The following is a 23,754-nucleotide window of genomic DNA, read 5'->3' as shown; positions in this document are numbered from 1 at the left end:
TGCAGATCGTTGTTTGCTTCCTCAAGCGCTGCCTCGATGTCTGGGTCGGTGCCACCAGCGTCTTCCAGCGCCTCTTCAAGTTCGGTCACACGATCCTGCTTTTCCTGAACATCAGTTTGTGCCGCTTCAAGATCCTGTTCGATTTCAGAAACAGAACGATCTGGCGGCGTCATCCCGTCCAGAAGATCCTGCTGCTCCTCCAGCGCCGCCCGCAGATCATCGCCAGCCAATACCGTTTCACGATAAGTAGCAATTCGGCCGACTCGTGAGTTGGGTGCGGCGTTCAGTAGGGCTGTCTCACTCGCATTTGCTGCGTTCAACGCGCCCAACTCAGACGGATGAGCCCCAAGTAACGAAGCCATTTTGTGTCCTGTCGGACGCTTTTCCGGGCGCACTGAACTGGTGACCCTAGGCGATGACTTGATTGTTCGCGCGGTTATCGTTGCTTTGGATTTCGGTTTGTTGGCCTTGGACTTCCTGCCACCAAATATCTCTTTCAAAGATAATTTTTTCCCTTTTGAAGATTGGGATCGCGATCCTGAGATACCAGTTGCTTTGTTACCTGTCTTGCCAGTTGCAGACTTTCCTGCATTTTTGGATGCGCCCTTTCCTAAACCTTTGTCTTTACTGTTTCCGGCTCCGTCATTTCCGCTACCATGGCCATTTCCGTTTCCACCGCCATTACCGCCGGAGTTTCCTCCGCCATGACCGCCACCGTTGCCACCCGAGTTTCCTCCACCGTTACCGCCACCGTTGCCGCCACCGTTTCCTCCACCATTGCCGCCGCCTTTTCCGTTGCCGCCTTTTGCGTAGGCAGAATCAGGAAAGGCGACCGCCCCAACGAGCGCGGCGGAACTCATCAGGGCGATGGCAACCGCTGAGGTTTTCAACAATCCGGTCACTGTGTTTTTCATGGCGTTTCTCGTTGTTCAATTTTGAGTTTCTGTCGTCAGCGCTATTATAAATTTGACTCCGACAGGCAGTATGCCCTTGCCGGGTTCTTGTCCTAGTTTTTGTCATCTAACCCCATCGATGTTGAACCCACGGGAAACTGGTCGTTCATCAACGGTTCATGTAACCTTCGTTAGGCTGGTCGGGCGTCAGCGCCGTAAAAAGTACCGAAGATGAAAAAGCTTTTGATCCTTGCCTGCCTTTTCGCGGTTCTCCAGCCCGGGGAAAGCGATGCGGCTGCCCGCGAACTGAAGCAGGCGGAGTTACGCAAGGCGACAAGTTCGGGACAAGCCATTCGGCTTAAGAAAGTTATCAAGGGTGTAGAGCGGGTTTTTGGCGGCACCCCAGTTAATGCGCGTGCCTTTCAGACAGATGAAGTCTATTATCGAATTCTGGTCAAAAAGCCGAATGGAAAGATAATCAGCGTTATCGTCAATGCAAAAACAGGTGTTGTTGTACCCAATCGGTCAAGTGTTGGGCGGCAGGTAACTGAAGCTGCTAAGACAACGCCAGGCAATTCTGCTGCTGCATCGCAAGGGAAGTCGGCGAACAATGGCATCAATGGAAACCGTGGCGGCAACGGTAATAGCGGTGGTAACGGTGGAGGAAACTCCGGCGGTAACGGCGGGGGAAACAGTGGCGGCAACGGTGGTGGAAATTCCGGCGGCAATGGCGGGGGAAACAGCGGCGGCAACGGTGGTGGAAATTCCGGCGGCAATGGCGGGGGAAACAGCGGCGGCAACGGTGGCGGAAATTCCGGCGGCAATGGCGGGGGAAACAGCGGCGGCAACGGTGGCGGAAACTCCGGCGGTAATGGCGGGGGAAACAGCGGCGGAAAAAGATGATGTTTAAACTTCGAGACACGCGCATATAGTGCTGGTGTATGAGAGTTTTGCTTGCAGAAGATGAACCGCACCTCTGCGATCAGATCAAAAAGCTGTTGAATGCCGAAGGTCGCGTGGTGGATGTGGTAAACAACGGTCTCGACGCGTTACATCTGGGCGCGACCGAACCGTACGACGTGATCATTCTGGATATCGGCCTTCCGGAACGGGACGGTATCTCGGTGCTGCGCGAGTGGCGTGGTTCGGGCGTGAAAACCCCGGTTCTGATCCTGACCGCCCGCGATGGCTGGAGTGAGCGTGTCGATGGGCTTGATGCCGGTGCGGACGACTACATGACCAAACCGTTCCACATGCCAGAGCTGGCGGCCCGGGTCCGCGCCATTTTGCGGCGGCAAAGTGGTCAGTTGAACCCGGTGATCGAGATGGGTAACGTCGTTCTGGACACGCGCAACGGGCGAGTGACGGTTGATGGCGTTCCGATCGATCTAACGGCTCAGGAAATCGCTGTGTTTACCTATCTGGCCCACAATGCCGGGCGCATGATTTCAAGAACCGAGCTTTCAGAACATATCTATGAATACGACGGCGACAGGGATTCCAACACCATTGCAGTCTTCATAACCCGTCTGCGCAAAAAACTTGGCTCCGACTTGATTACAACGGTACGGGGCCGCGGATATATGATTGACTCTGCCTGATGTTGTCACTGCGTCAACGGGCATTGTTAGGTGGCTTTGCTTCCGGAGCCGTGTCTGTTGGATTAGGTACACTTGCCGTCTTTTCTTACATCAACAACCGCGTATCAGATCGCTTCGACACTGCTTTGTTGGACCGCCACACACAGCTTGTAGTGGGATTGAGCGTCACCACCCAAAGCCCCGATTCACTCCGGGATCTGATGTTCGATCCGGCTTACAGTTCTCCATACTCTGGTAGATACTGGCAAGTTAGCAACGACGAAGGAGATATTTTTACGTCTGCGTCACTGTTTGACGAAGTTATCGCCGAACCTTCCGGCAACCCAGATACACCAACGCTGTGGACTACGAATGGCCCCGAAGGTGAGGTCCTGCGCAGTGCCTTTCAAAAAATCACGTACGAAGACGGCTCTGTCTGGGGCGTAAGTGTCGCCGAAAGTCGGGTTCAACTTGCAGCCGAACGCCGTGCCGCACAACAAAGCCTATTGCCCGTATTTGCCCTTGTCGGTCTGATAGGGGTGGCCGGATCTCTTCTATTGATGACAATCATACTTAGACCTTTAAGAAGATTGCGTTCCGATGTCGCGCATCGCTGGGATCAGGATGAAGATCTCAGACCAGCTGATTATCCGGAAGAGGTCGCGCCACTGGTTGAAGACCTGAACAAACTTCTGCGTCGGAATCGTGAGATCGTATCAGGATCTCGCCGTCAGGCAGCCGACCTGGCCCACGCTTTAAAGACTCCTGCCACAATTTTGCGGAACGAACTGGAAACGCTGTCCGGTGCAGGAGTTGCAACAGGCACCGCGCGAGAGGCGTTGGACCGAATCGATGCTCAGTTGAGCCGATCTCTCGCCAGATTGAGGGCATTGCACACCGCGGACTTAACCCATTCGAGAACGGATTTGACAAACGCTATCGACAGGCTGGAACGGCTGTTTGCAACAATAGCGGATCGCGAAGGCAAATCTCTGCAGATCGTGCGTGACCCCGGTCTCTGGGTACGCATGGATGCACAAGATATTGAAGAGGTGCTGGGCAACTTGCTGGACAACGCAGTCAAGTGGTGCCGGAAAAGTGTACGCTTGACGGCCAAGCGCAACCCTGGTTGCATTGAAATCACCATCGAAGACGACGGCCCCGGGATTCCCGAGGACGCCCGCCGCGATGCACTTCGGTCCGGCGGTCGTTTGGACACATCGGTCACCGGCAGCGGGTTAGGACTGACAATAGCGGTCGATTTGCTGAAAGCTTATGACACCCATCTGATTTTGGGCGCTTCCAGTACCCTCGGTGGTCTCGAATGTCGAGTCGAGATCTCGAGCTAGGGTCAGGACCCATTGATTTCCGCTTTGCGGGGTGTTTCACGGTTCGAAAACTGAACGGTGAACATGTCTGATCTCTTCTGGCTGACGGATGCGCAGATGGCGCGTCTTGGGCCCTTCTTGCCAAAGTCCCACGGCAAGCCGCGCCGGTGACAGGCGCGTGCTGAGCGGTATTATCTTCATCAATCGCAATGGTTTGCGATGGCGCGATGCCGCTGCTGCCTATGGGCCGCACAAGACACTCTGCAACCGTTGGAAACGGTGGAGCGACAAGGGCATCTTTGCTCGGATGATGGCCGGATTGGCCGCTGAGCACGGCGAACAGAAAACTGTGATGATCCCCTCTCATCGAAACTGCGTTTCGACTGCCGGGCAGTGATACGAGATCATGTTTGGCAGGCTCAAGGATTGGCGACGAGTGGCAACCCGCTACGACCGGTGCCCGAAGGTCTTCCTCTCAGCCATCGCCCGTGCGGCTACCGTCATCTTTTGGCTATGAATCCTGACCCTAGTGGCCAGTCTTGACCAACCCAAACGCTTATCCAAACCTTGATTTGTGTCCAAAAGATCGCGTGGAAACTCAAGGGCATATCACGGGCGCAATTTGATCGGAATCATCGAAGGCTGCGGAGAGAAATCGCGATGGTTGGAAACACAATCTACGTGCAGCCATTCAAATCGGGAGGCGGGTATGTTGGCGGGTAGCTGGTAAAAACCGCCAATTTTTCCAATGAATTCAAAGGAAACTGGCGGACCGAGGAGGATTCGAACCCCCGACCCCTTGATTCGTAGTCAAGTACTCTATCCAGCTGAGCTATCGGTCCGCGTTGGTGAGGCGCTGTTTAGACCTGCTGCCCGAGACGTGCAAGCCGATTCTTCAAAAAAAAAATCAAAAAGTCATGTCCCCGCGCGGAAGGCTGATTTCAAAGACTGTTCCCTCGGGTCCGGTCTCTTTCAAAACCAGGTCCCCGCCATGGCCGCGCACCAGCTCCTGCGAGATTGCCAGCCCCAGACCCGAGCCACCCTTTCGGACCCCACCCTGAAAAGGTGTAAACAGGTTTTCGCGTGCCTTGGGGGGAAGACCCGGCCCCGTGTCGCGGATTTCGATGCACCAAGCGTCGTCGTATTCACACCCCGCAATGGTAACCCGGCCAGGTTTTCCGGATGCAACCAGAGCCTGTCTTGCGTTGCGCACAAGGTTCATGATGACGCGGTACAATTGTTCGGGGTCCGCGCGGGCCACAAGCGCGTCCGGCACTTCGTTCACGATTTCGACGCAGGCATCGGCAACGGCGAGTTGTTCGCTGGCCGCAACATCTGCCGCGATTGCGCGGATCGGAACCATTGTCAGAGTAGGCGCGGGCTCTTCCGCGCGGCCAAACGCCAATGTGCTTTCACAAAGGGACACAGCCCGGGTGATGGAATTCACCAGTTTCGGCGCCATCCGCCGCACCAGCGGATCATCGCTGGCCTCGATCCGGTCGGTAAACAGCTGCGCCGACGTCAGGATATTGCGCAAGTCATGGCTGACTTTGGCGACGGCCCCCCCAAGCTGCGCCAGCCTTTCGCGCTGTTTGAGCGCCTGGGTCAGGTCCGTTTGCAGCATCTTCAGTGCCTCCTCGGCCTCGCGCAGTTCCGTTACCTTCGAATTCGGCGAGATTATGCCACGCGCGTCTTCTGGCGCACTGGCATAGCGCTGCATGTAGCCGACGACGCTTTTGATGGGCCGCACAAGTACGACGCGCACGGCGAGAAACAGAAAAAACGCCGTGATGATGGAGATCACAAAGGACAGACCGAGAATACGCAACCCGTAGTCAATCATCGCTGTTCGCAAGGGCATGCTGTCCATGGTGACTTCGATCAAAAGGCCCGCCCCCTTGACCGGTTCTCCGATGACCCGGATGACTTCGTTTTCGGGTTTGAGGAAGCGGCTAATCGCATCCCGGATCAGAACCCAGGGGCTTGCATCCCGCAAATCGAACGTGTCGGCGATTGGATCGGGAATCGGCGACGACAACATCAGTTGCCGAACCTCATCCCGTCGCAATACGACATTGTAGACGCCTGCGTTTGCCAGCAGTTCCGCCTCAAGATCTTCGGCCAGCATATCGTCCGCCAGCAAAGCCAGCGAGGCGATCTGCGCGCGTTCGAGCCTGTTCAGCAGAAAATCCTCGCGGAACCGGGCGATCGACGGGACAAAGATCAGAACCTCGGCCAACATGACGAAGACCGTCGTCAGGATCAGAAATCGGCCCGACAGCGAGTTCAATTTGTGCCCCTCCTCAGGTCAGGGAATCCAGCGCTGGACGAACCTGACCACTCGTTTAACTGTCTGATTCTCAAACAGCCTTGGCGAGAAATAAGCACCCGCCACCCGTTTGTTAAGCTCTCCGATCGTCGGATAGGGTGAAACCATGGCGGCGATCTGGCCCATCTTCAGGTTATTGGCCAAAGCCAACGACCACAAGTTGATCAACTCACCCGCCTGATGCCCAACGATTGTGGCGCCGACGGGTCGGCCTTTCACGACCATGACCTTGACGAAACCTTTGGTTTTGCGCTCGGCAATCGCCCGGTCATTGTCGTGATAATCAAAGCGGGCGATTTCGAGCTTGTCTCCATGCGCCTCGCGGGCCTGAGCTTCGGTCAGTCCGACCTGGGCCAGCTCCGGGTCTGTATAGGTGGCCCAGGGGATATGTGCCGTTTTTGCCCTGGACGGCAGACCGAATAGGGCCGAACGAATGATGACACCTGCATGATAGCCTGCAACATGGGTGAATTGCAGGCCACCGGCCACATCTCCAATCGCATAGACGCGGCGATTGGTCGTGCGCAGCGCGTCATCCGTCCTGAGGCCGGTTCTCGTGCGTTCAATTCCGGCTGCTTCCAGATTCAGACGCTCGATATTGGCTTTGCGTCCGGCAGCGATCAAAAGGTGAGAGCCCCGGTGAATTTCACCGTTTTCGGCAACGACTTCCACAGCGCCTTCTGTTCCACGAACCTGCGCGATCATGGCGTTTTCCCGGATGTCCACGCCTTCATTGCGCAGGGTATCCAGCACCAAGGACGCAGCCTCGGGATCATCTTTGCCCAGGGCTTTGAACCCTTCGACAACCGTCACCTTGCTGCCGAGGCGTATATGGGCCTGTGCCATCTCCATCCCGATCGGGCCGCCCCCGATGATCAGCAGGTGATCTGGCCGCTCTCTCAAGTCAAAGATGGTTTCGTTTGTATAATAGGGCACCGTGTCCAACCCCGGAAGCGGCGGCACCAGCGGTGATGAACCGGTCGCAATAACGATGCGACGTGCACAGATGACATGATCCCCGGCCTGCACCTTTTCAGGAGATATGAACGTGCCGTATTCGCGAATAACCTTCACGCCAAAGCCTTCGAACCGCTGCTGGCTGTCCATCGGTTCGATCTGCGCGATCACATCATGAACATGATCCTTTACTGCGGCGTAATTGACCTGAGGGACTGTATCAGCGACGCCAAAACGAACGGAATGTGCCTGACCATGGGCCGCTTTGCCGCTTGCGATCAGCGCCTTCGACGGGACACAGCCGAAATTCAGGCAATCCCCACCCATCTTGTGCCCTTCCAGCAGGACAACATCCGCGCCCATCTGGCTCGCACCAGCGGCGACGGACAATCCTCCGGACCCGGCGCCAATGACCAGGAGATCGGTTTTCAACTCTTTCATGGCTCAGGTGCCCCTTTTCGCGCGCAGTGCTTTGAAAACGATGGGCAAGGCGGCCAATGCACACAACCCGATAATCGGCCCGATCACGAACGGTTCCCACAGCAACGAAACATCAGGCGTTTCCCCGCGGTCGAATACACCACCCAAACCGACCCCGATCCACGTGTACACGATACCTCCGGGGATGATGCCCAGCGCGGTCGTCAAAAGGAAATTGCGGAATTTCACACCGACCAAAGCCGGCACGAGATTGGCAACAAAGAACGGCACCACCGGCACCAGACGCAACAGGAACAACACCGAGATTTCGTTTTCCCGCAGACCGTCCTTCAGTTTCCTGACCGTGCCCTCCGATGATTCCAGACGCGACGTCAGGGCTTCGCCCAAGCCCCAGCGTGCCGCCAGAAAGATCGCCGACGCACCGATGGTGGCGGACACGACATTGAAAACGGTTCCCGCAAAAAGACCGAAAAGAAAACCGCCCGTCATCGAGGCCACCGCGGCACCGGGCAGTGAAAAGGCCACTATGACGATATAAATGGCGACAAAAGCGGCAGCCATGATCCAATAGTGACCGTCCCGCCACGCCAGAAGCGCCTCGCGATTGTCCCGCAAGGTCTCGAAAGTCAGGTAATCCCCAAGTGTGAAAAAGCCGACAACGGCAACGCTCAGGATTACAAGCAACGGAATGTGGCGGGCGAAACCGTTGCGCGGCGCCTGGCTTGTGTCGGACATCAGGTTTTCCGGTTCTTTGTGCTTCATCTTGTGCCCAAGATGCGCTGACTGACGGGCCAGCAACAGGGGGATCACGGGGCCTTGATCTTTGTGGCACCGAATGTGAGGGATTTCGGCGATAAACGGGTATTTTGAAACCTTTTGCCGTTGCCGGTTACAGAATTGTTGCAAAAGCTGCGAAAACCTGGCCGTTGGGGTTTGACTTACCCCCCGCTTGGCAGTAGAGGACGGGCTTCGAACACCACGGGCAGGCGAATCCGCGCCGCACCCGACCGCATAGATTGGAGACGGAGCGATGAAACGCACCTATCAGCCTTCGAACCTGGTTCGCAAACGCCGCCACGGTTTCCGCGCGCGCATGGCCACAAAGGCCGGCCGCAAAATCCTGAACGCGCGCCGCGCACGTGGCCGCAAGTCGCTGAGCGCGTAAACCGCTCGACCTGTCAGGTTATGAACATGACGCCGCCGGAGGCCCCTCGTGGATGGTAAGAACCAGCCCGGGGAAACGCCCCCGGCGGCGTCCGTTTGCGCGCCTGAAACCTTGACCGTGCTCAAGAAACGGTCCGACTTTCTGAAAGCGGCGCGTGCCCGCCGACAAGGCACGTCTTCGATGATGGTGCAGGCCCGCAAACGTACCGCAGACGAAGCCTGCGGGATTCGCGTGGGCTTTACCTGCTCCAAGAAAGTCGGCAATGCCGTGGCCCGCAACCGCGCCAAGCGCCGTCTGCGCGAAGCCGCACGGGCCGTGTTGCCCCAAGCCGGCCGCGACGGGTGGGATTACGTCCTGATCGGCCGTGCCGAAGTTACCGCCAACCGCCCCTATGACGCATTGCTGGACGACTTGCGCTATGCGCTCCGCAAGGTGCATGCGGCCGAAAAATGACCTTCCTGTCCCATATCGTCGCCCTGCCAGTTCGGGCGTATCGGCTGATCTTCAGCCCATGGGTGGGCTTTAACTGCCGCTATCAGCCTACATGTTCAGCCTACGCACTTGAGGCGTTGGAGAAACACGGCGCGATCAAGGGATCCTATCTGGCCGCGCACCGAATTTGTCGGTGCCACCCCTGGGGTGGCGATGGCTATGATCCGGTGCCCGACTGCAAGCGTAACGACCCCTCCTGACCCCTCGTCAGACTTGACCGGCACGCGGCGCGCCTGAACAGTTGAACCGGTTCAACCCGAGGTCCCGATGACATCCCCAGCGCGCGACACCCTGCCGACCCACGATGTTCTGAACCAACCGCCCGTGCGCGGTGACATCGACCTCTGGTCGTCCGACCCGGTTCTGCAAAACGTGGTGGGCATGGCGAGCGGGCGTACTGCGGAACTTGCAGCCTATGGTAAAACGCTTGGAACCGAAGAAGTGCGAGAGTTGGGACGCGAAGCCAACCGGCACCCGCCCGAGCTTCGACTGTTCGATCAGGGCGGCAGGCGTCTGGACGAGGTGCGGTTTCACCCGGCCTATCATCAGATGATGCAGATCAGCCAATCCGCGGGCTATGCCGCACTGGCCTGGGATGGACAGCCCGGCGGGCATGCGACCCATGCGGCGATGGTCTATTTGGCCGGACAGGCCGAACCCGGGCATTGCTGCCCGATGACCATGACCTATGCAGCAATTCCTGCACTCGCCGCCAATCAACATATTGCCTCACTCTGGCAGCGAAAACTCATGGCCCGGCACTATGATCCCTCGAAGGAACCGATCGGTCAAAAGACCAGCGCGACGCTGGGGATGGCCATGACCGAAAAGCAGGGCGGTTCGGACATACGCGCCAATACGACCATTGCGACCCACGAAGGGGATCACTGGCGCTTGCGCGGGCACAAGTGGTTCTGTTCTGCGCCAATGTCGGATGGATTCCTGACACTGGCGCAGGCGCCCGGTGGGTTGACCTGTTTCCTGGTGCCCCGCTGGCTTGAGGGCGAGCGCAATGCGATCCACCTGATGCGTCTGAAAGACAAGCTGGGCAACAAATCCAACGCATCCTCGGAAATCGAGTATCATGACGCGCTGGCCTATCAGTTGGGCGAAGAAGGCGCGGGCGTGCGTACCATACTGGAAATGGTGCACCACACGCGGCTCGATACAGCCATGGCACCGGCCGGGCTGATGCGTGCCGCGCTCAGCGAAGCGCATCATTGGGTGGTACATCGCAGCGCATTTCAGTGCCGATTGATTGATCAACCGCTGATGCGAGCGGTCCTGTCCGACCTTGTTCTGGACTGGGAAGGCGCAGTGACCTTGGGAATGCGTGTCGCGCAGGCATTTGACGGTCAGACACCCGAAGACAAGGCCTTTGCCCGGATCAGCGTCGCATTGGCCAAGTTCCTGAACAACAAGCGCTGCCCGGTCGTCGTCGTCGAGGCGATGGAGATACTGGGCGGCATGGGGTACGTCGAAGACACGCCCTTGCCCCTGATCTATCGTGAAGCGCCCCTGAACAGCATCTGGGAGGGGTCAGGCAATGTGATCTGCCTCGATATCCTGCGCACCCTGACGCGTGAGCCGCTGGCCGCCGAGGTTCTGGGGGCCGAGTTGGATGCGGTGAGAGGCACGGACAGAAGGTATGACGCAGCTCTGTCCGCGCATCGCAACCGCTGGCCCGACCTGCCGCCCGAGGCCGAAGCGCGCTGGTACGCTGAACGTACGGCACTGCTGCTGACAGCAGCGCAATTGCTGCGCCACGCGCCGGGGGCGGTGGCTGACGGCTTTGTTGCCACGCGCCTTTCGGGCGATGGCGGCCGCATTCCCGGTGCGGTGGCCGGGTTGGATACCGACGCCCTGCTGGCGCGGATCGGCTGACCCGCCACTTGCCCGGTTGCGCCATCTGCTGTAGGGGCAGCGCATGTTTGATGATGCAGACGATATCCACCCGCTCTTTGCCGGCGCGCCCTCGACCACCGAGTTCAAGAAACTGCGTAAACGCATCGTGCGACAGACCCGCGAAGCGATCGAGCAATACGGGATGGTGGACCCGTCCGCCCATGACAAGACCGGCAAACCGCCGCGTTGGCTTGTTTGCCTGTCAGGCGGCAAGGACAGTTATACGCTGCTGGCCGTCCTCTACGAACTCAAATGGCGCGGATTGCTGCCTGTCGATCTTCTGGCTTGCAATCTGGATCAGGGGCAACCCGGATTTCCGGCCACGGTCCTGCCAGAGTTTCTGGACCGCATGGGTGTGCCACACAGGATCGAGTATCAGGACACATACTCTGTTGTGATGGACAAGGTTCCGCAGGGCCGAACCTATTGCGCCCTGTGTTCGCGGCTGCGCCGCGGCAACCTGTATCGCATCGCCCGGGAAGAAGGCTGTTCCGCCGTCGTGCTGGGTCACCACCGCGACGATATTCTCGAGACGTTTTTCATGAACCTCTTCCACGGAGGCCGTATGGCCACCATGCCACCGAAACTGGTGAATGAAGAGGGTGATCTTTTTGTCTTCCGCCCGCTTGCCCACGTCGCCGAAGCCGATTGCGAGAAATTCGCCAAGGCCATGCAGTATCCGATCATCCCCTGCGATTTGTGCGGCAGTCAGGACGGGCTGCAACGGCAGCAGGTCAAACAGATTCTCGATCAATGGGAAAAGAACAGCCCGGGTCGGCGTCAGGTTATGTTCCGCGCGTTAACAAATGCGCGCCCGTCGCATCTTTTGGACGCGAAACTCTTTGATTTTGTTAATCTTTCCGTAAACTCTAGCGAAAGATCAGAAAATTTGGAAGAAATACCGCTGCTGCGTTAACGACTGACTCAGACTGGTTTCCTAGGCTCGGCATACAATTCATGCCCAAGGTCAGGACCCGATGCGGAATCATCCTTTCGTCGACCGTATTATTGAAGCTTTTGGAAACGTGGCATACGGCCCAGCCGTTCTTGCCTTTGTTCCGGCAACAAGCCTGGGGGCGTTCTGGCTTGGCGGTGAACGCGCTTTGATCGCGGTGGCGCTGGGCTTGCCCCTGATGATTGCCGGCATAGGGGCAATGGCCCCCAACCCGGCAAACAGGAAACGGCAACAGGGTGGCCTGCTGCCGAATGACCGGTTCGAAACCGTTCTGGCAGAGGTGCTCTCGGATAGTCGCCGCAAAGGTGAAACGTCGGCCTGTTTCGCTGTGATCCTGGACGACTATATGCAAATGCTCGATCTGCATGGCCAAGCAGCAGCGAACCATGTGGCTCAGCAATTCTGCTCTCGTGTCGTGTCCATGATCCGCGCCAGTGACTCCGCAACCCGGATCGATGGAAACAAGATGATGGTTGTTCTGCATCCGGCGCAACAGCTTGATCTGGAAACCTGCATACAGATGTCGGGGCGAATGCAATCTGCTGTCGAAGACCCCATAATGCTGAACGGAACCGGAGTTTACATGTCCTGCTCCATCGGTTTCTGCCTCAGCAGCAATGTCCCCGACGGCACCGCGACGGACTGGTGCAATGCCGCAAACAACGCGCTGCAAGAAGCACAGCAAAACGGGCCGTCGACGATTCGTGCCTTTTCGTCCGAAACCCGTCGCCGGGCTCAGGTCAGAACCAATCTGCGCAAAGAATTTGATGCAGCGCTGGACAGCGGTGAAATTAGACCATGGTTTCAACCGCAGATCTCGACGGATACCGGGCGTGTGTCCGGGTTCGAGGCTCTGGCCCGCTGGGAACACCCAAAAAAAGGAGTGCTGGGCCCCAATGTCTTTCTGCCCTTTGCCGAACAGGCAGAGTTGATGGGCAAACTGGGACAGGCGATGCGGCATCACGCCTTTTGCGCAATGCGCGAATGGGATCGCGCCGGTCTGACCGTACCACGCATCGGCATCAACTTCTCGTCAGACGAATTGCGCGACCCGGGGCTGATCGACCGCCTGAAATGGGAATTGGATCAATGCGATCTGACCCCGGACAGATTGGCGGTCGAAGTATTGGAGACCGTGTTTTCCAGAAGGCCGGATGACGTAATCACCCGCAATGTCACGGGCTTGGCCGCGATGGGGTGCTGTATCGATCTGGACGATTTCGGCACAGGGCATGCCTCGATCGCTTCAATCAAGCGGTTCAACGTGTCCCGGATCAAAATCGACCGTTCTTTCGTGACAAAGGCGGACCAGGACCCAAGCCAACAGCAGTTGGCCAGCGCAATTCTGACCATGGCCGAACGGCTGAATCTGGAAACCCTTGCTGAAGGTGTCGAGACGCCCGGGGAACATGCCTTGATGGCGCAATTGGGATGTGACCATGTTCAGGGATTTGGCATCGGCAAGCCCATGCCTTTCGAAAAAACCGAAGGCTGGATCACGTCCCATCGCAACAAGATCGACGGAATGCCCAAAATCGGGCGGCAAACGGGCTGAAGAACCGGAAACTGCGCCACAGAAGACCAATCCGTGACGAAATAACGAGCGATTCCGCTTGACCTTTGGGCCTGCACTCTGTTGAACCCTGCGGGTGTCTTTCACTGCTCAAGGTGGCTGTCCCAGATGGACGATCAGAACAAGAATCTCATCCTCGCAACCGCGCTCAGCTTTCTCGTGATCCTGGTCTGGTTCGTGCTGTTCCCTCCACCGGAACAGACACCAACCACGGAACAGGCTGAAATCGCCAGCATCGAAGGGAATGAGGTTCAGACGCCCAGCGCCGCTGATACCGGTACGGTGGGCGAAGCAACTGCAACCGCCACTGAAACCGAAGCCGAAACCGAGGCGCCCCGCGTCAGCATCGACACGCCCCGCCTGACGGGCAGCCTGTCGCTTGCCGGCGGCCGAATTGATGAGCTGTCGCTGAAGGATTACAAGGTTTCACTGGCCGAGGATTCTCCGATCGTCGAACTTCTGTCTCCGGTTGGAAGTGACTCTGCCTATTATGCCCTATATGGCTGGGCCCCCGGCGCGGGCCTGTCGGTCACGGACGTTCCCGGCCCGAACACTCTTTGGACGCTTGAGCAGGGCGAAACTCTGGGTGTTGATACTCCGATCACACTGGCCTGGGACAATGGAAACGGCCTCACCTTCCGCCGCACCATTGCCGTGGATGAAGACTATATGTTCTCGGTCACCCAGTCGGTCGAGAACACCACGGACGCCGAGGTCGGCATGGCCCCCTACGGCATTCTGGCACGCCACGGCATGGGCGAAGACGGTGACCTGCCGGGCCTGAAGAACTTCTTCATTCTTCACGAAGGCGTCATGGTCATGGCTGACGGCGTTCTGGATGAGATCGACTATGGCGATGTGCGCGATTTCGATATCGACCCCAATGAACGCGCACAGGCCGAGGTCTATCAGGTCAAAGAAGGCGGCTGGATCGGGTTCACGGATCACTACTGGATGACCACCCTGATCCCGGCCGAGGGCGCAGCGTTCAAGGCCGCTGCCAAATACGATTCACGTCGCAAGATCTACCAGACGGAAACGGTTCTGCCGACACTGACAGTCGCGCCCGGCACGACGGAAGAGGTCACGACCAGACTGTTCGCCGGTGCCAAGGAATGGGAAACCATCCGGGAATACCAGGCAGAAGGTGTTCAAAAGTTCATCGACAGCATCGACTGGGGTTGGTTCTACTTCCTGACCAAGCCGATCTTCTGGCTGCTGCACAACATCAATGCCCTGATTGGGAACATGGGCTGGTCAATCATCGGCCTGACGCTGATCATCAAGGCCATCCTGTTCCCGCTGGCCTTCAAATCCTACGTCTCGATGGCGAAGATGAAGGAATTGCAGCCGCAAATGGAAGCCCTGAAAGAAGCCGCAGGCGACGATCGCCAGAAAATGCAGCAGGGCATGATGGAACTGTACAAAAAGGAAAAGGTGAACCCTGCCGCAGGATGCTTGCCAATTCTGTTGCAGATCCCGATCTTCTTCTCGCTGTACAAGGTGATTTTCGTTACCATCGAACTGCGTCAGGCCCCATGGTTCGGCCCGTTCCGGGACCTGAGCGCGCCGGATCCAACCTCGATCTTCAACTTCTTTGGCTGGCTGCCATGGGCCGGGCCGCAACCTGACAGCCTGATGGCGCTGATCTTCATCGGTATTCTGCCGCTGCTGCTGGGTATTTCGATGTGGTTGCAGCAGAAACTGAACCCGGCGCCAACCGATCCGACGCAGGCCATGATCTTTGCCTGGATGCCTTGGGTCTTCATGTTCATGCTGGGTGGTTTTGCCAGTGGCCTGGTCGTGTACTGGATCGCGAACAACACGATCACGTTCACACAGCAATATCTGATCATGCGCACCCAAGGCTACACGCCGGATGTATTCGGAAACATAAAGTCCGGTTTCAAGCGGACGCCAAAAACGGACAACAAATGAGCGGAACGGTCTCAAGCCTTTGGCGCCACCCGATCAAAAGCCATGGGCGAGAAGCCCTGAGCCAAGTCACAGTCATCCCCGGGCAGACCATGCCCGGGGATCGCGTTTGGGCGGTCGCTCATGAGGCCGCCAAAACCGATGGTTCGGAATGGGCACCCTGTTTCAATTTCAGCCGCGGTTCAAAAGCGCCTCAATTGATGGCCATTTCGGCCGAATTGCAGGGCGAACGGGTTACATTGCGCCACCCGCAGCGACCGGATCTCGGTTTTGCGCCGGACACCGAACAAGAGGCTTTTCTGGACTGGGTAAAGCCGCTTATGCCGGCGGACCGGGCTGCATCAGCCCGGATCGTTCGGGTTCCGGGGCGCGGTATGACAGACAGTGACTTTCCATCGATCAGCCTGTGCAACATGGCATCGCATCGCGCAGTCGAACAGAAGCTGGGCCAGACACTGTCCATTGTTCGGTGGCGCGGCAATATCTGGTTCGAAGGTCTGCCGTTGTGGGATGAGTTTGACTGGCTGGGCCGGGACGTGCGCATAGGCGAGGCCGTGCTTCGCGTACGCGAACGGATCACGCGTTGTATGGCCACCACCGCCAATCCCGAAACCGGTGAGAGGGACGCAGACACCCTGCGCGCCCTGAACAGCTGGGACCATCAGGATTTCGGTGTTTACGCCGAGGTCGTTCAGGGCGGCGAAATCCGCGTCAACGATGAGGTGCAGGTGCTATGACCACGCTTCCTTTCCCCCTGGCCGAAGACCCGGATGAATTCGCCATGGAACGAGGCCGCAAGCTGTTTGCAGGCCCGTCCGAGTTCGTCAAAGGCGTTGTCGCCATGAACGGCCTGCCCGCCCCTGACCGGTTGGAAGTCTGTTTTGCGGGGCGTTCGAACGTGGGCAAGTCCAGCCTGATCAATGCCTTGACCGGCACGAAGGGTCTGGCCCGCGCATCCAACACACCCGGCCGCACGCAAGAGATCAACTTTTTCACCCAAGGCCCCGAACTCTATCTCGTGGACCTGCCGGGTTATGGCTATGCAAACGCCCCGGTGAAAGTGGTCGAGAAGTGGCAGAAACTGCTGAAACAGTATCTCAGCGGGCGCCAGACACTGCGCCGAGCCTTTGTCCTGATCGACTCGCGCCACGGGGTAAAAGCGGTCGATGACGAAATCATGAAGTTGCTGGACACCAGCGCCGTGACATTTCAATGCGTTCTGACCAAGGCAGACAAGGTCAAAGCCAAGGATCGTGAAAAGGTGCTGGAACAAACCCGGGCCGCGTTGTCCAAACATCCCGCGGCTTTTCCGGAAATCGTGCTTACCTCATCCGAAAAGGGTGACGGCATCGCGACCCTGCGGTCCATCATTGCGCATCTGGAATAGCTTCGCCCTTGGCAGCGTGGGGCAAAGGTCCTAACACGGTTTTCCAGAAGGACTTTAGCTATGAAGACACGAGATATGAACCGGGACTGGATCGCAACCGCAGCCACACTCAACAGCGCCCTGCCCTATCTGCAGCGCTATGATGGAGCCATCGTCGTCATCAAACTTGGCGGGCACGCCATGGGCAGCGACGAGGCGATGGAAAGCTTCGCCCGAGACGTGGTTCTGATGCGCCAGGTGGGTGTGAACCCGGTGGTCGTCCACGGCGGTGGTCCGATGATCAATGCAATGCTGGGCAAGTTGGACATTCAATCCGAATTCGTGAACGGCAAGCGAGTGACCGACAAGGCCACGGTGGAAGTGGTCGAAATGGTTCTGTCCGGTCTCGTGAACAAACGCATCGTACAGGCGATCAATGATCAGGGCGGATCAGCCGTAGGCCTGTCTGGCAAGGACGCAGGCCTGATGGTCTGTGAGCAGACGGATGCGTCTCTGGGCTTTGTCGGCACCCCTGCCGAGATGAATCCGAAGATTCTGCATGATCTGTTTTCACATGACGTAATCCCGGTCATTGCCCCGCTTGGTGCAGGCCGCGACGGTGAAACATTCAACGTCAATGGTGACACGGCAGCCGGGGCAATCGCTTCTGCACTCAAGGCAGACCGTCTGTTGCTGCTGACGGATGTTTCCGGTGTCAAGAACGCGGCGGGCGATGTCGTGACCGAACTCAAGGCCGGTCAGATCAGGGAAATGACCCGCGAAGGCACCATTGCAGGCGGTATGATACCCAAGACAGAAACCGCGCTGGACGCACTGCACAGCGGTGTGCGGGCCGTCGTCATACTTGATGGGCGCGCACCCAATGCCGTGCTGCTGGAGCTGTTCACCGAACATGGGGCCGGGTCGCTGATACGCCCGGACTGACCCCGCAAGAGAGGAGGAGGAGACATGACACATCTTGCACAGCCTTCCTCTGATCCTGACGCGACGCCTTATGAACAGGCTGAAAACGCCGCCCGTGATGCTGGTTTGTTGGTCATGGGCGCGCTGCATCCTCGCCACGTTGCAGCCAAAGACCTAGACACAGGCACGCTGATCCTGTTGGGGGCCGGGCCGGATTTCTGGCCCGTACTGAAAGCCTCACCGGAATGGTACCAGGCCGACCCCGTTGACCGATGGTCGAAAAGGGTCGTCGGTCAGATGGCCGAAAGGCTCAGCGCACGGGCGTATTTCCCATTCGGCGGCCCCCCGTACGCACCATTCATTGATTGGGCGCTCAAATCAGGGCGGACGTTCAGCAGCCCGGTCGGGGCACTGGTACATGATACCGTTGGCATGATGATTTCCTATCGGGGCGCGCTGCATTTTGCCGAAGAGTTCGCCATCCCAACCCCTTCCGGCGTGTCGCCTTGCGAAGGCTGCGCCGCGCCTTGCACGACGACCTGTCCGGTCAGTGCGCTGAACGCGCAGGACTTCTATGACGTCGCTGCATGCCACGACCATCTAGGCACCGCTGAAGGTCAGACCTGTATGGCGGGCGGGTGTCTGGCCCGCCTTGCCTGCCCCCTGAGCACAGGCGCAGGACGCGACCCGGAACAATCGGCGCATCACATGAAAGCCTTTCACCCGTCATGACCCGAATTCTGATCCTGACACGTCATGCGAAATCCAGCTGGGATAGCCCGGGTCTTGACGATCATGAACGCCCTCTGAACAAGCGTGGACGAAAGTCAGCCCCGGCCATCGCTGCTTGGTTGCGTCACCACGGCTGGTTGCCGGATGAAGTCCTAAGCTCTACATCAACCCGCACCCGCGAGACATGGGACCGCATGGGTTTGCAGGCCGATAAAGTCAGCTTTCACAGCGCGCTCTACCACGCTGATTCAAAGGTCATGCTGCGAGAACTTTCAGGTGCTACGGAACCGGCTGTATTGATGCTGGGCCACAATCCCGGGATCGCCGATTTTGCCAACCGTCTGGTGCGGCATCCGCCAAATCATACACGCTTTTTCGATTATCCAACCTGTGCAACAACCGTCATGTCATTCGACATAAACAGCTGGGCCGAGGTCCGATGGCAAACCGGGACGGTGCTGGGGTTCACCATCCCGCGTGAGCTGATCGATTAGAAAAAGGCGGGGCAATACCCCGCCTTCATTCTTTCAACCCTTGTGCGGGTCAGTGACCCAGAATCTGGCTCAGGAACAGTTTGGTCCGCTCGCTTTGCGGGTTGTTGAAGAACTCTTCGGGTTCGTTCTGTTCCACGATCTGACCGGCATCCATGAAGATCACGCGGTTGGCGACCTGACGGGCAAAGCCCATCTCGTGCGTCACGCACAGCATGGTCATGCCTTCCTCGGCCAGTTCGATCATGGTGTCGAGCACCTCTTTGATCATCTCGGGGTCCAATGCCGATGTCGGTTCATCGAACAACATGATCCGTGGCATCATGCAGAGCGAGCGGGCAATCGCCACACGCTGCTGCTGACCGCCCGAAAGCTGGCCGGGGTACTTCAGCGCCTGATCCGGGATCTTCACCTTTTCCAGGAAATGCATCGCCCGCTCTTCGGCCTCTTTCTTGGGCGTCTTGCGCACCCAGATCGGGGCCAGCGTACAGTTTTCCAGAATGGTCAGGTGCGGGAACAGGTTGAAGTGCTGGAACACCATTCCGACCTCGGACCGGATCTTGTCGATGTTCTTCAGGTCATTCGACAGCTCGATCCCGTCCACCACGATCTTGCCCTGCTGGTGTTCTTCCAGCGCGTTCAGGCAGCGGATCAGGGTGGACTTGCCCGAACCCGACGGGCCCGCGATCACGATCCGTTCGCCCTGATTGACGGTCAGATTGATGTCGCGCAGCACGTGGAAGGACCCGTACCACTTGTTCATTCCATTGATTTCGATGGCGACCTCGTCGCTCACCTGCATCTTGGAGCGGTCGATTTCGCGGTCGATTGCAAGTTCAGACATGTGTTGAACTCCTTAACGATGATCTGTGGCAAGGCGACGCTCGAGCCACTGAGAATATTGAGAGATGCCGTAGCAGACGACGAAGAACAGAAGCGCGGCAAAGCCCAGAAGCTCCCAGTAGACGCCGTTCCATTCGGTCGACGCCAGGATGGGTCCCCGGATCATGCCCACCAGGTCGAACATCGAAATGACCGAAACCAGTGTCGTATCCTTGAACAGGCCCACGGCCACGTTCACGATCCCGGGGATCGAGATCTTCAGCGCCTGCGGCAGGATGATAAGCCGCATCGCCTGCGGGTAATCCAACCCAAGACTGTCTGCGGCCTCATACTGCCCGCGCGGAAGCGCTGCCAGACCGCCGCGGATCACCTCGGCGATATAGGCGGATGAGAACATGGTGATCATGATCACCACGCGCAGGAACAGGTCGACCGTGCTGTCAGGCGGGAAGAAATAGGCCAGCATCACCGAAGCCACGAACAGCAGCGTGATCAGAGGCACGCCGCGGATGAATTCGATGAAGATGACGCAGACCCACTTGATCAGCGGCATGTTCGACTGTCGCCCCAAGGCCAGCGCGATCCCGAGTGGCACCGACAGCGACACACAGGTCACGCCCAACATCATGTTCAGCATGAAACCACCCAGATCACGGCTGGGAACGGCCGTCAGCCACGCGTTTTCAGATGCACCTTCCGGGATCAGGGCCCCTCCGACGTTCCAGATGACCAGCGCGGTCACAATTGCCCCCAGGAATCCGGCGGCAAAGTTGTTGTTGCCCAGCTTCTGGAAGACACCACCGGCGGCTATGCAGCCAACCAGTGCAACCAGAGGCACGAGGATCGTGCCACCCCAGATCAGCCAGAAAGCCAGGAAGGGGTAAACCGCCGTGAACAACAGCATCTTGCGGGGCAGGTCAAAGAACAGCACCGGCGCAATCGCCACCAGCATCAGCACAAAGGCCAGGTTCGGCCGCCAATAGGCATCGACGGGGTATTTGAACCCATAGATCAGCTGCGGCCAGCGTTCCGTCAGAACCGCGAAACAGGCTCCGGTCTTGTCCCCCAGAATCTCGCGGCATTCCGCCAACGAGTTGGCATTCCACACCCCGTTCAGAATCCATGGCAAGGTATTCTTGAGAAGAATGTAGATCAGGATCATCGACAGAACTGTCAGGATCGAATTGACGACCCCGGAAAACAGATTCTCGCGCAGCCATTTGACGACGCCGGTCTCATTCGCCGGCGGCGGTGAGGGCGGGATGGTGCCTTCGGCCACGAAGGCGATCGGGTTTGTTGCTTGATCACTCATGGCTCAGCGCTCCTTCAGCTTGACGGAAGCGTTGTAGATGTTCATCCCCGTCGAAATCAGCAGCGAGGCCGTGAGGTAGAACAACATCAGCAGAAGAACGCATTCGATCGCACGGCCGGTCTGGTTCAGGGTAATACCACCCAGTGTTGCGGTGATATCCGCATAGCCAACGGCAATCGCAAGAGACGAGTTCTTGGTGATATTCAGATACTGCGAGATCAGCGGCGGGATGATGACCCGCAATGCCTGGGGCAGGATGACCAGTTTCATGATCCGTCCCTGACGCAGGCCCAGCGCGGCGGCAGCCTCGGTCTGACCTTTGCTGATCGCCTGAATACCCGCACGCACGTTTTCCGCGATAAAGGCTCCGGTATAGATCGACAGGGCAAACCACAGCGCAATCAGGGGGCCGCCGGCATTCATTCCACCGCTGAAGTTAAAACGCTTCAGTTCGGGGACATCCCAAGTCAGGCCCATGATGACCATCAACAGCACAAAAGGCACCAGCCAGATTGCCAGTTTCGGCAACAATGTCGCGGGGCGCTCGCCGGTTTCTTCCTGCTTCTTGGTTGCGCGTTTTTCAACTTCGCCACTGACGAACCACGATCCGATCAGGACGGCGATGACCAGCAACCAGTTCAGGGCTGTCGATGCAAACAGGCCATTGGCGAATTCGGGACGCGGAAAATAGATGCCCCGATTGGTAAAGGCAAAGGACCCAAACAGCATCGAAGACGTTGGGTTTTCCCCCCGGAACGCGCTTGGCGCCGGCAGCACGGCCGTCATGATCGTGAAGATGATGATGATCCAGATCAGAACCGGGATGTTCCGGAAGATCTCGACATACACGGCCATCAGCTTCGACACGAGCCAGTTGTTCGACAGTCTCAGAACACCTGCGATCACACCGAAAACCGTTGCGGTGATACAGGCCAGAAAGGCCACAAGCAGTGTGTTCAGCAAACCGACAAGTGCCGCGCGTGCATGCGATGACTGACTGTCATATTCAACAAGACGCTGGTTGATGTCGTACCCGGCGGAATCGCCGAGGAAAGCATAGGAAATATTGAGCCCTGCGGCCCTGAGGTTCTGGATCAGGTTGTTGCCCAGATACCAGATGGAAAACGCAATGACGATGGCCGCAATCACCTGAAATGTAAGAGAGCGATAGCGGGTATCGTTTATGAGCATAGACAACCGAAAATCAGCTTTCGGTGGGTCAGTCATAGTCGACATATTTTGGGATCCCCGTGGCTTGCGAGCTGTTTCATTTCGGCGAGGTTTTCCCCGCTCTGCATCTGCCCGCAGCAATTTATTGTAGAAGAGGGCGCAGGTTGCCTTGCGCCCTCTTCCATTGATGCCTTAACGGAACGGCGGCGAGTACAGCAGGCCGCCTTCGGTCCACTGTGCGTTCAGGCCGCGCGCCAGACCGATCGGTGTTTCTTCACCGATGTTCTTGGCAAACACTTCGCCATAGTTTCCGCCGGCTTTGATCGCCTTGGCTGCCCAGTCAGCGTCCAGACCCAGCATCTCGCCCAGGGTGCCTTCGGTACCCAGCAGGCGGTTGATTTCCGGGTTATCAGTTCCAGCGGCCAGTTCGTCGATATTTGCCGAGGTCACGCCCAGCTCTTCAGCCGAAATCAGTGCGTTCAGGGTCCAGCGGACAACATCGCCCCACTCGTGATCGCCATGACGGACCAGCGGACCCAGCGGCTCTTTCGAGATGATTTCGGGCAGCAGGATGTGCTCGTCCGGCGCTTCGAAGGTGGCGCGGGTTGCGGCCAGGCCCGATGCGTCGGTGGTGTAAACGTCACATGCACCAGCCAGATACTGCTGCTGCGCTTCGGCGTTTGTTTCGATCGGAACCGGTTCGTAGCTGATGTTGTTGGCACGGAAGAAATCGGCCAGGTTCAGCTCGGTGGTGGTACCGGTCTGGATGCAGACACGGGCGCCGTCCAGTTCCTTGGCCGAGCTGACGCCCAGCGCCTTGGGAACCATGAAGCCCTGACCGTCGTAATAGTTCACGCCGGTGAATTCGAACTTCAGGTCGACGTCGCGGCTGAAGGTCCAGGTGGTGTTACGCGCCAGCATGTCGATCTCGCCCGAGGCCAGAGCGGTAAAGCGTGTCTTACCGGTGGTCGGAACGAATTCAACGGCGTTGGCGTCGCCCAGAACAGCAGCAGCAACGGCGCGGCACAGCGATACGTCAAAACCCTGCCATTCGCCATTGGCGTCGGGCGCAGCAAAACCAACCAGACCGGTGGTCACACCACAATTCAGCTTGCCGCGTGCTTTAACGTCGTCAACGGTCCCTGCCATGGCTGCGCCAGCAGCAAGACCGGCAATCGTTGCCGCGCCCAAGATTACGGATTTTTTCATTTTTACCTCTTCCTGATTTCCCGCCCCGTCCGAGACGGCTCTGCCCGGCAAGTGGATGCCGGATAGGTTACCCCAAAGGTGTCTCCCCTTTAGTGGCACCGAGTTTGGGCGTATTCATAAACAAACGTCAAGGGCCGGATCATCGAAAACGATG

Annotated in this window: 22 protein-coding genes, 1 tRNA gene and 2 pseudogenes; 16 read left to right on the top strand and 9 right to left on the bottom strand. The window is 58.0% G+C overall.

The genetic code is table 11. From position 1 onward, the window contains the following. Window positions 1-914 (bottom strand): hypothetical protein (locus AC2FNN_RS13330; RefSeq protein WP_496759035.1); only part of this gene is annotated, 914 nt, incomplete at its 3' end. A gap of 210 nt (window positions 915-1,124) precedes the next feature. On the opposite strand from AC2FNN_RS13330, the gene AC2FNN_RS13325 reads away from it, so the two are divergent. From AC2FNN_RS13325 to AC2FNN_RS13310, 4 genes and pseudogenes are all read left to right on the top strand, one after another. Then, window positions 1,125-1,796 carry a hypothetical protein gene (locus AC2FNN_RS13325; protein ID WP_496759034.1) on the top strand — a complete coding sequence of 224 codons (672 nt, stop codon included), beginning with the start codon at window positions 1,125-1,127 and terminating at the stop codon, window positions 1,794-1,796. A 38-nt stretch (window positions 1,797-1,834) separates the two neighbouring features. Next, window positions 1,835-2,494: a response regulator transcription factor gene (locus tag AC2FNN_RS13320; protein WP_496759033.1), complete on the top strand. Its 660-nt coding sequence runs from the start codon at window positions 1,835-1,837 to the stop codon at window positions 2,492-2,494. Beyond that, the gene (locus AC2FNN_RS13315; RefSeq protein ID WP_496759032.1) at window positions 2,494-3,822 is read left to right on the top strand and encodes a sensor histidine kinase; all 1,329 of its coding nucleotides are present in this window, start codon (window positions 2,494-2,496) and stop codon (window positions 3,820-3,822) included. Before AC2FNN_RS13320 ends, AC2FNN_RS13315 begins: the two co-directional genes overlap by 1 nt. A gap of 63 nt (window positions 3,823-3,885) precedes the next feature. Further along, window positions 3,886-4,318 (top strand): annotated as a pseudogene (locus tag AC2FNN_RS13310) (transposase). A gap of 248 nt (window positions 4,319-4,566) precedes the next feature. On the opposite strand, the gene AC2FNN_RS13305 reads toward AC2FNN_RS13310, so the two are convergent. The 4 genes from AC2FNN_RS13305 to AC2FNN_RS13290 all read right to left on the bottom strand — a co-directional run bounded on the left by AC2FNN_RS13305 (window position 4,567) and on the right by AC2FNN_RS13290 (window position 8,263). After that, window positions 4,567-4,643, bottom strand: a tRNA-Arg gene (locus tag AC2FNN_RS13305). Window positions 4,644-4,708: 65 nt separating this feature from the next. Beyond that, a complete protein-coding gene (locus AC2FNN_RS13300; RefSeq protein ID WP_496759031.1) occupies window positions 4,709-6,091 on the bottom strand; it encodes a sensor histidine kinase in 1,383 nt (460 codons plus the stop codon). An 18-nt stretch (window positions 6,092-6,109) separates the two neighbouring features. Continuing rightward, window positions 6,110-7,528, bottom strand: coding sequence for a dihydrolipoyl dehydrogenase family protein (locus AC2FNN_RS13295; protein WP_496759030.1), 1,419 nt, complete (start codon window positions 7,526-7,528; stop codon window positions 6,110-6,112). Between the two features lie 3 nt (window positions 7,529-7,531). Continuing rightward, complete coding sequence (locus AC2FNN_RS13290) at window positions 7,532-8,263, bottom strand: TVP38/TMEM64 family protein (protein ID WP_496759037.1); 732 nt, start codon at window positions 8,261-8,263, stop codon at window positions 7,532-7,534. A 295-nt stretch (window positions 8,264-8,558) separates the two neighbouring features. Between AC2FNN_RS13290 and rpmH the strand changes: the two genes are divergently transcribed. The 12 genes and pseudogenes from rpmH to AC2FNN_RS13230 all read left to right on the top strand — a co-directional run bounded on the left by rpmH (window position 8,559) and on the right by AC2FNN_RS13230 (window position 19,069). Next, window positions 8,559-8,693, top strand: coding sequence for a 50S ribosomal protein L34 (gene rpmH / locus AC2FNN_RS13285; protein ID WP_005980833.1), 135 nt, complete (start codon window positions 8,559-8,561; stop codon window positions 8,691-8,693). 26 nt (window positions 8,694-8,719) lie between these two features. Next, window positions 8,720-9,146: pseudogene (rnpA, locus tag AC2FNN_RS13280) on the top strand (ribonuclease P protein component). Next, complete coding sequence (yidD, locus tag AC2FNN_RS13275; RefSeq protein ID WP_496759029.1) at window positions 9,143-9,385, top strand: membrane protein insertion efficiency factor YidD; 243 nt, start codon at window positions 9,143-9,145, stop codon at window positions 9,383-9,385. Before rnpA ends, yidD begins: the two are co-directional and overlap by 4 nt. A 67-nt stretch (window positions 9,386-9,452) precedes the next feature. Next, window positions 9,453-11,069 carry an acyl-CoA dehydrogenase family protein gene (locus AC2FNN_RS13270; protein ID WP_496759028.1) on the top strand — a complete coding sequence of 539 codons (1,617 nt, stop codon included), beginning with the start codon at window positions 9,453-9,455 and terminating at the stop codon, window positions 11,067-11,069. Window positions 11,070-11,112: 43 nt separating this feature from the next. Beyond that, on the top strand, window positions 11,113-12,006 hold the full coding sequence (ttcA, locus tag AC2FNN_RS13265) for a tRNA 2-thiocytidine(32) synthetase TtcA (RefSeq protein ID WP_496759027.1): 894 nt from the start codon (window positions 11,113-11,115) through the stop codon (window positions 12,004-12,006). A 61-nt stretch (window positions 12,007-12,067) separates the two neighbouring features. Beyond that, window positions 12,068-13,600 carry a putative bifunctional diguanylate cyclase/phosphodiesterase gene (locus AC2FNN_RS13260; protein WP_496759026.1) on the top strand — a complete coding sequence of 511 codons (1,533 nt, stop codon included), beginning with the start codon at window positions 12,068-12,070 and terminating at the stop codon, window positions 13,598-13,600. A 126-nt stretch (window positions 13,601-13,726) separates the two neighbouring features. Then, window positions 13,727-15,556: a membrane protein insertase YidC gene (gene yidC, locus AC2FNN_RS13255; protein WP_496759025.1), complete on the top strand. Its 1,830-nt coding sequence runs from the start codon at window positions 13,727-13,729 to the stop codon at window positions 15,554-15,556. After that, complete coding sequence (locus AC2FNN_RS13250; RefSeq protein ID WP_496759024.1) at window positions 15,553-16,290, top strand: MOSC domain-containing protein; 738 nt, start codon at window positions 15,553-15,555, stop codon at window positions 16,288-16,290. Before yidC ends, AC2FNN_RS13250 begins: the two co-directional genes overlap by 4 nt. Next, window positions 16,287-16,940, top strand: a complete 654-nt coding sequence (yihA, locus tag AC2FNN_RS13245) for a ribosome biogenesis GTP-binding protein YihA/YsxC (RefSeq protein WP_496759023.1) — start codon at window positions 16,287-16,289, stop codon at window positions 16,938-16,940. The genes AC2FNN_RS13250 and yihA overlap by 4 nt, the downstream gene beginning before the upstream one ends. Before the next feature lie 60 nt (window positions 16,941-17,000). After that, window positions 17,001-17,864 (top strand): acetylglutamate kinase, encoded by an 864-nt coding sequence (argB, locus tag AC2FNN_RS13240; RefSeq protein ID WP_496759022.1) that lies wholly within the window; start codon window positions 17,001-17,003, stop codon window positions 17,862-17,864. A gap of 24 nt (window positions 17,865-17,888) precedes the next feature. Then, entirely contained in the window at window positions 17,889-18,575 is a 687-nt protein-coding gene (locus tag AC2FNN_RS13235) for a ferredoxin (protein WP_496759021.1), read from the top strand. Beyond that, entirely contained in the window at window positions 18,572-19,069 is a 498-nt protein-coding gene (locus AC2FNN_RS13230) for a SixA phosphatase family protein (RefSeq protein WP_496759020.1), read from the top strand. The genes AC2FNN_RS13235 and AC2FNN_RS13230 overlap by 4 nt, the downstream gene beginning before the upstream one ends. A 49-nt stretch (window positions 19,070-19,118) precedes the next feature. Here the strand turns inward: AC2FNN_RS13230 and AC2FNN_RS13225 are convergent, their stop codons facing one another. The 4 genes from AC2FNN_RS13225 to AC2FNN_RS13210 form a co-directional block, all read right to left on the bottom strand. Further along, window positions 19,119-19,910, bottom strand: coding sequence for an amino acid ABC transporter ATP-binding protein (locus AC2FNN_RS13225; RefSeq protein WP_171091963.1), 792 nt, complete (start codon window positions 19,908-19,910; stop codon window positions 19,119-19,121). A gap of 12 nt (window positions 19,911-19,922) precedes the next feature. Continuing rightward, window positions 19,923-21,221: an amino acid ABC transporter permease gene (locus AC2FNN_RS13220; protein ID WP_496759019.1), complete on the bottom strand. Its 1,299-nt coding sequence runs from the start codon at window positions 21,219-21,221 to the stop codon at window positions 19,923-19,925. Window positions 21,222-21,224: 3 nt separating this feature from the next. Beyond that, window positions 21,225-22,457: an amino acid ABC transporter permease gene (locus tag AC2FNN_RS13215; RefSeq protein WP_496759018.1), complete on the bottom strand. Its 1,233-nt coding sequence runs from the start codon at window positions 22,455-22,457 to the stop codon at window positions 21,225-21,227. Between the two features lie 126 nt (window positions 22,458-22,583). Beyond that, on the bottom strand, window positions 22,584-23,600 hold the full coding sequence (locus AC2FNN_RS13210) for an amino acid ABC transporter substrate-binding protein (protein ID WP_496759017.1): 1,017 nt from the start codon (window positions 23,598-23,600) through the stop codon (window positions 22,584-22,586). Window positions 23,601-23,754: the final 154 nt, after the last annotated feature.

This window comes from Ruegeria sp. BHSA118, from assembly GCF_059613405.1.
Note: the sequence above shows the minus strand (reverse complement) of the source record. Positions and strands in the feature narration are given on the sequence as shown.

Coding starts and splice junctions, on each gene's coding strand:
- AC2FNN_RS13325 (WP_496759034.1), top strand. CDS start 1,125: ATGAAAAAGCTTTTGATCCTTGCCTGCCTTTTCGCGGTTCTCCAGCCC.
- AC2FNN_RS13320 (WP_496759033.1), top strand. CDS start 1,835: ATGAGAGTTTTGCTTGCAGAAGATGAACCGCACCTCTGCGATCAGATC.
- AC2FNN_RS13315 (WP_496759032.1), top strand. CDS start 2,494: ATGTTGTCACTGCGTCAACGGGCATTGTTAGGTGGCTTTGCTTCCGGA.
- AC2FNN_RS13295 (WP_496759030.1), bottom strand. CDS start 7,528: ATGAAAGAGTTGAAAACCGATCTCCTGGTCATTGGCGCCGGGTCCGGA.
- AC2FNN_RS13290 (WP_496759037.1), bottom strand. CDS start 8,263: ATGTCCGACACAAGCCAGGCGCCGCGCAACGGTTTCGCCCGCCACATT.
- rpmH (WP_005980833.1), top strand. CDS start 8,559: ATGAAACGCACCTATCAGCCTTCGAACCTGGTTCGCAAACGCCGCCAC.
- yidD (WP_496759029.1), top strand. CDS start 9,143: ATGACCTTCCTGTCCCATATCGTCGCCCTGCCAGTTCGGGCGTATCGG.
- AC2FNN_RS13270 (WP_496759028.1), top strand. CDS start 9,453: ATGACATCCCCAGCGCGCGACACCCTGCCGACCCACGATGTTCTGAAC.
- ttcA (WP_496759027.1), top strand. CDS start 11,113: ATGTTTGATGATGCAGACGATATCCACCCGCTCTTTGCCGGCGCGCCC.
- AC2FNN_RS13260 (WP_496759026.1), top strand. CDS start 12,068: ATGCGGAATCATCCTTTCGTCGACCGTATTATTGAAGCTTTTGGAAAC.
- yidC (WP_496759025.1), top strand. CDS start 13,727: ATGGACGATCAGAACAAGAATCTCATCCTCGCAACCGCGCTCAGCTTT.
- AC2FNN_RS13250 (WP_496759024.1), top strand. CDS start 15,553: ATGAGCGGAACGGTCTCAAGCCTTTGGCGCCACCCGATCAAAAGCCAT.
- yihA (WP_496759023.1), top strand. CDS start 16,287: ATGACCACGCTTCCTTTCCCCCTGGCCGAAGACCCGGATGAATTCGCC.
- argB (WP_496759022.1), top strand. CDS start 17,001: ATGAAGACACGAGATATGAACCGGGACTGGATCGCAACCGCAGCCACA.
- AC2FNN_RS13235 (WP_496759021.1), top strand. CDS start 17,889: ATGACACATCTTGCACAGCCTTCCTCTGATCCTGACGCGACGCCTTAT.
- AC2FNN_RS13230 (WP_496759020.1), top strand. CDS start 18,572: ATGACCCGAATTCTGATCCTGACACGTCATGCGAAATCCAGCTGGGAT.
- AC2FNN_RS13225 (WP_171091963.1), bottom strand. CDS start 19,910: ATGTCTGAACTTGCAATCGACCGCGAAATCGACCGCTCCAAGATGCAG.
- AC2FNN_RS13220 (WP_496759019.1), bottom strand. CDS start 21,221: ATGAGTGATCAAGCAACAAACCCGATCGCCTTCGTGGCCGAAGGCACC.
- AC2FNN_RS13215 (WP_496759018.1), bottom strand. CDS start 22,457: ATGTCGACTATGACTGACCCACCGAAAGCTGATTTTCGGTTGTCTATG.
- AC2FNN_RS13210 (WP_496759017.1), bottom strand. CDS start 23,600: ATGAAAAAATCCGTAATCTTGGGCGCGGCAACGATTGCCGGTCTTGCT.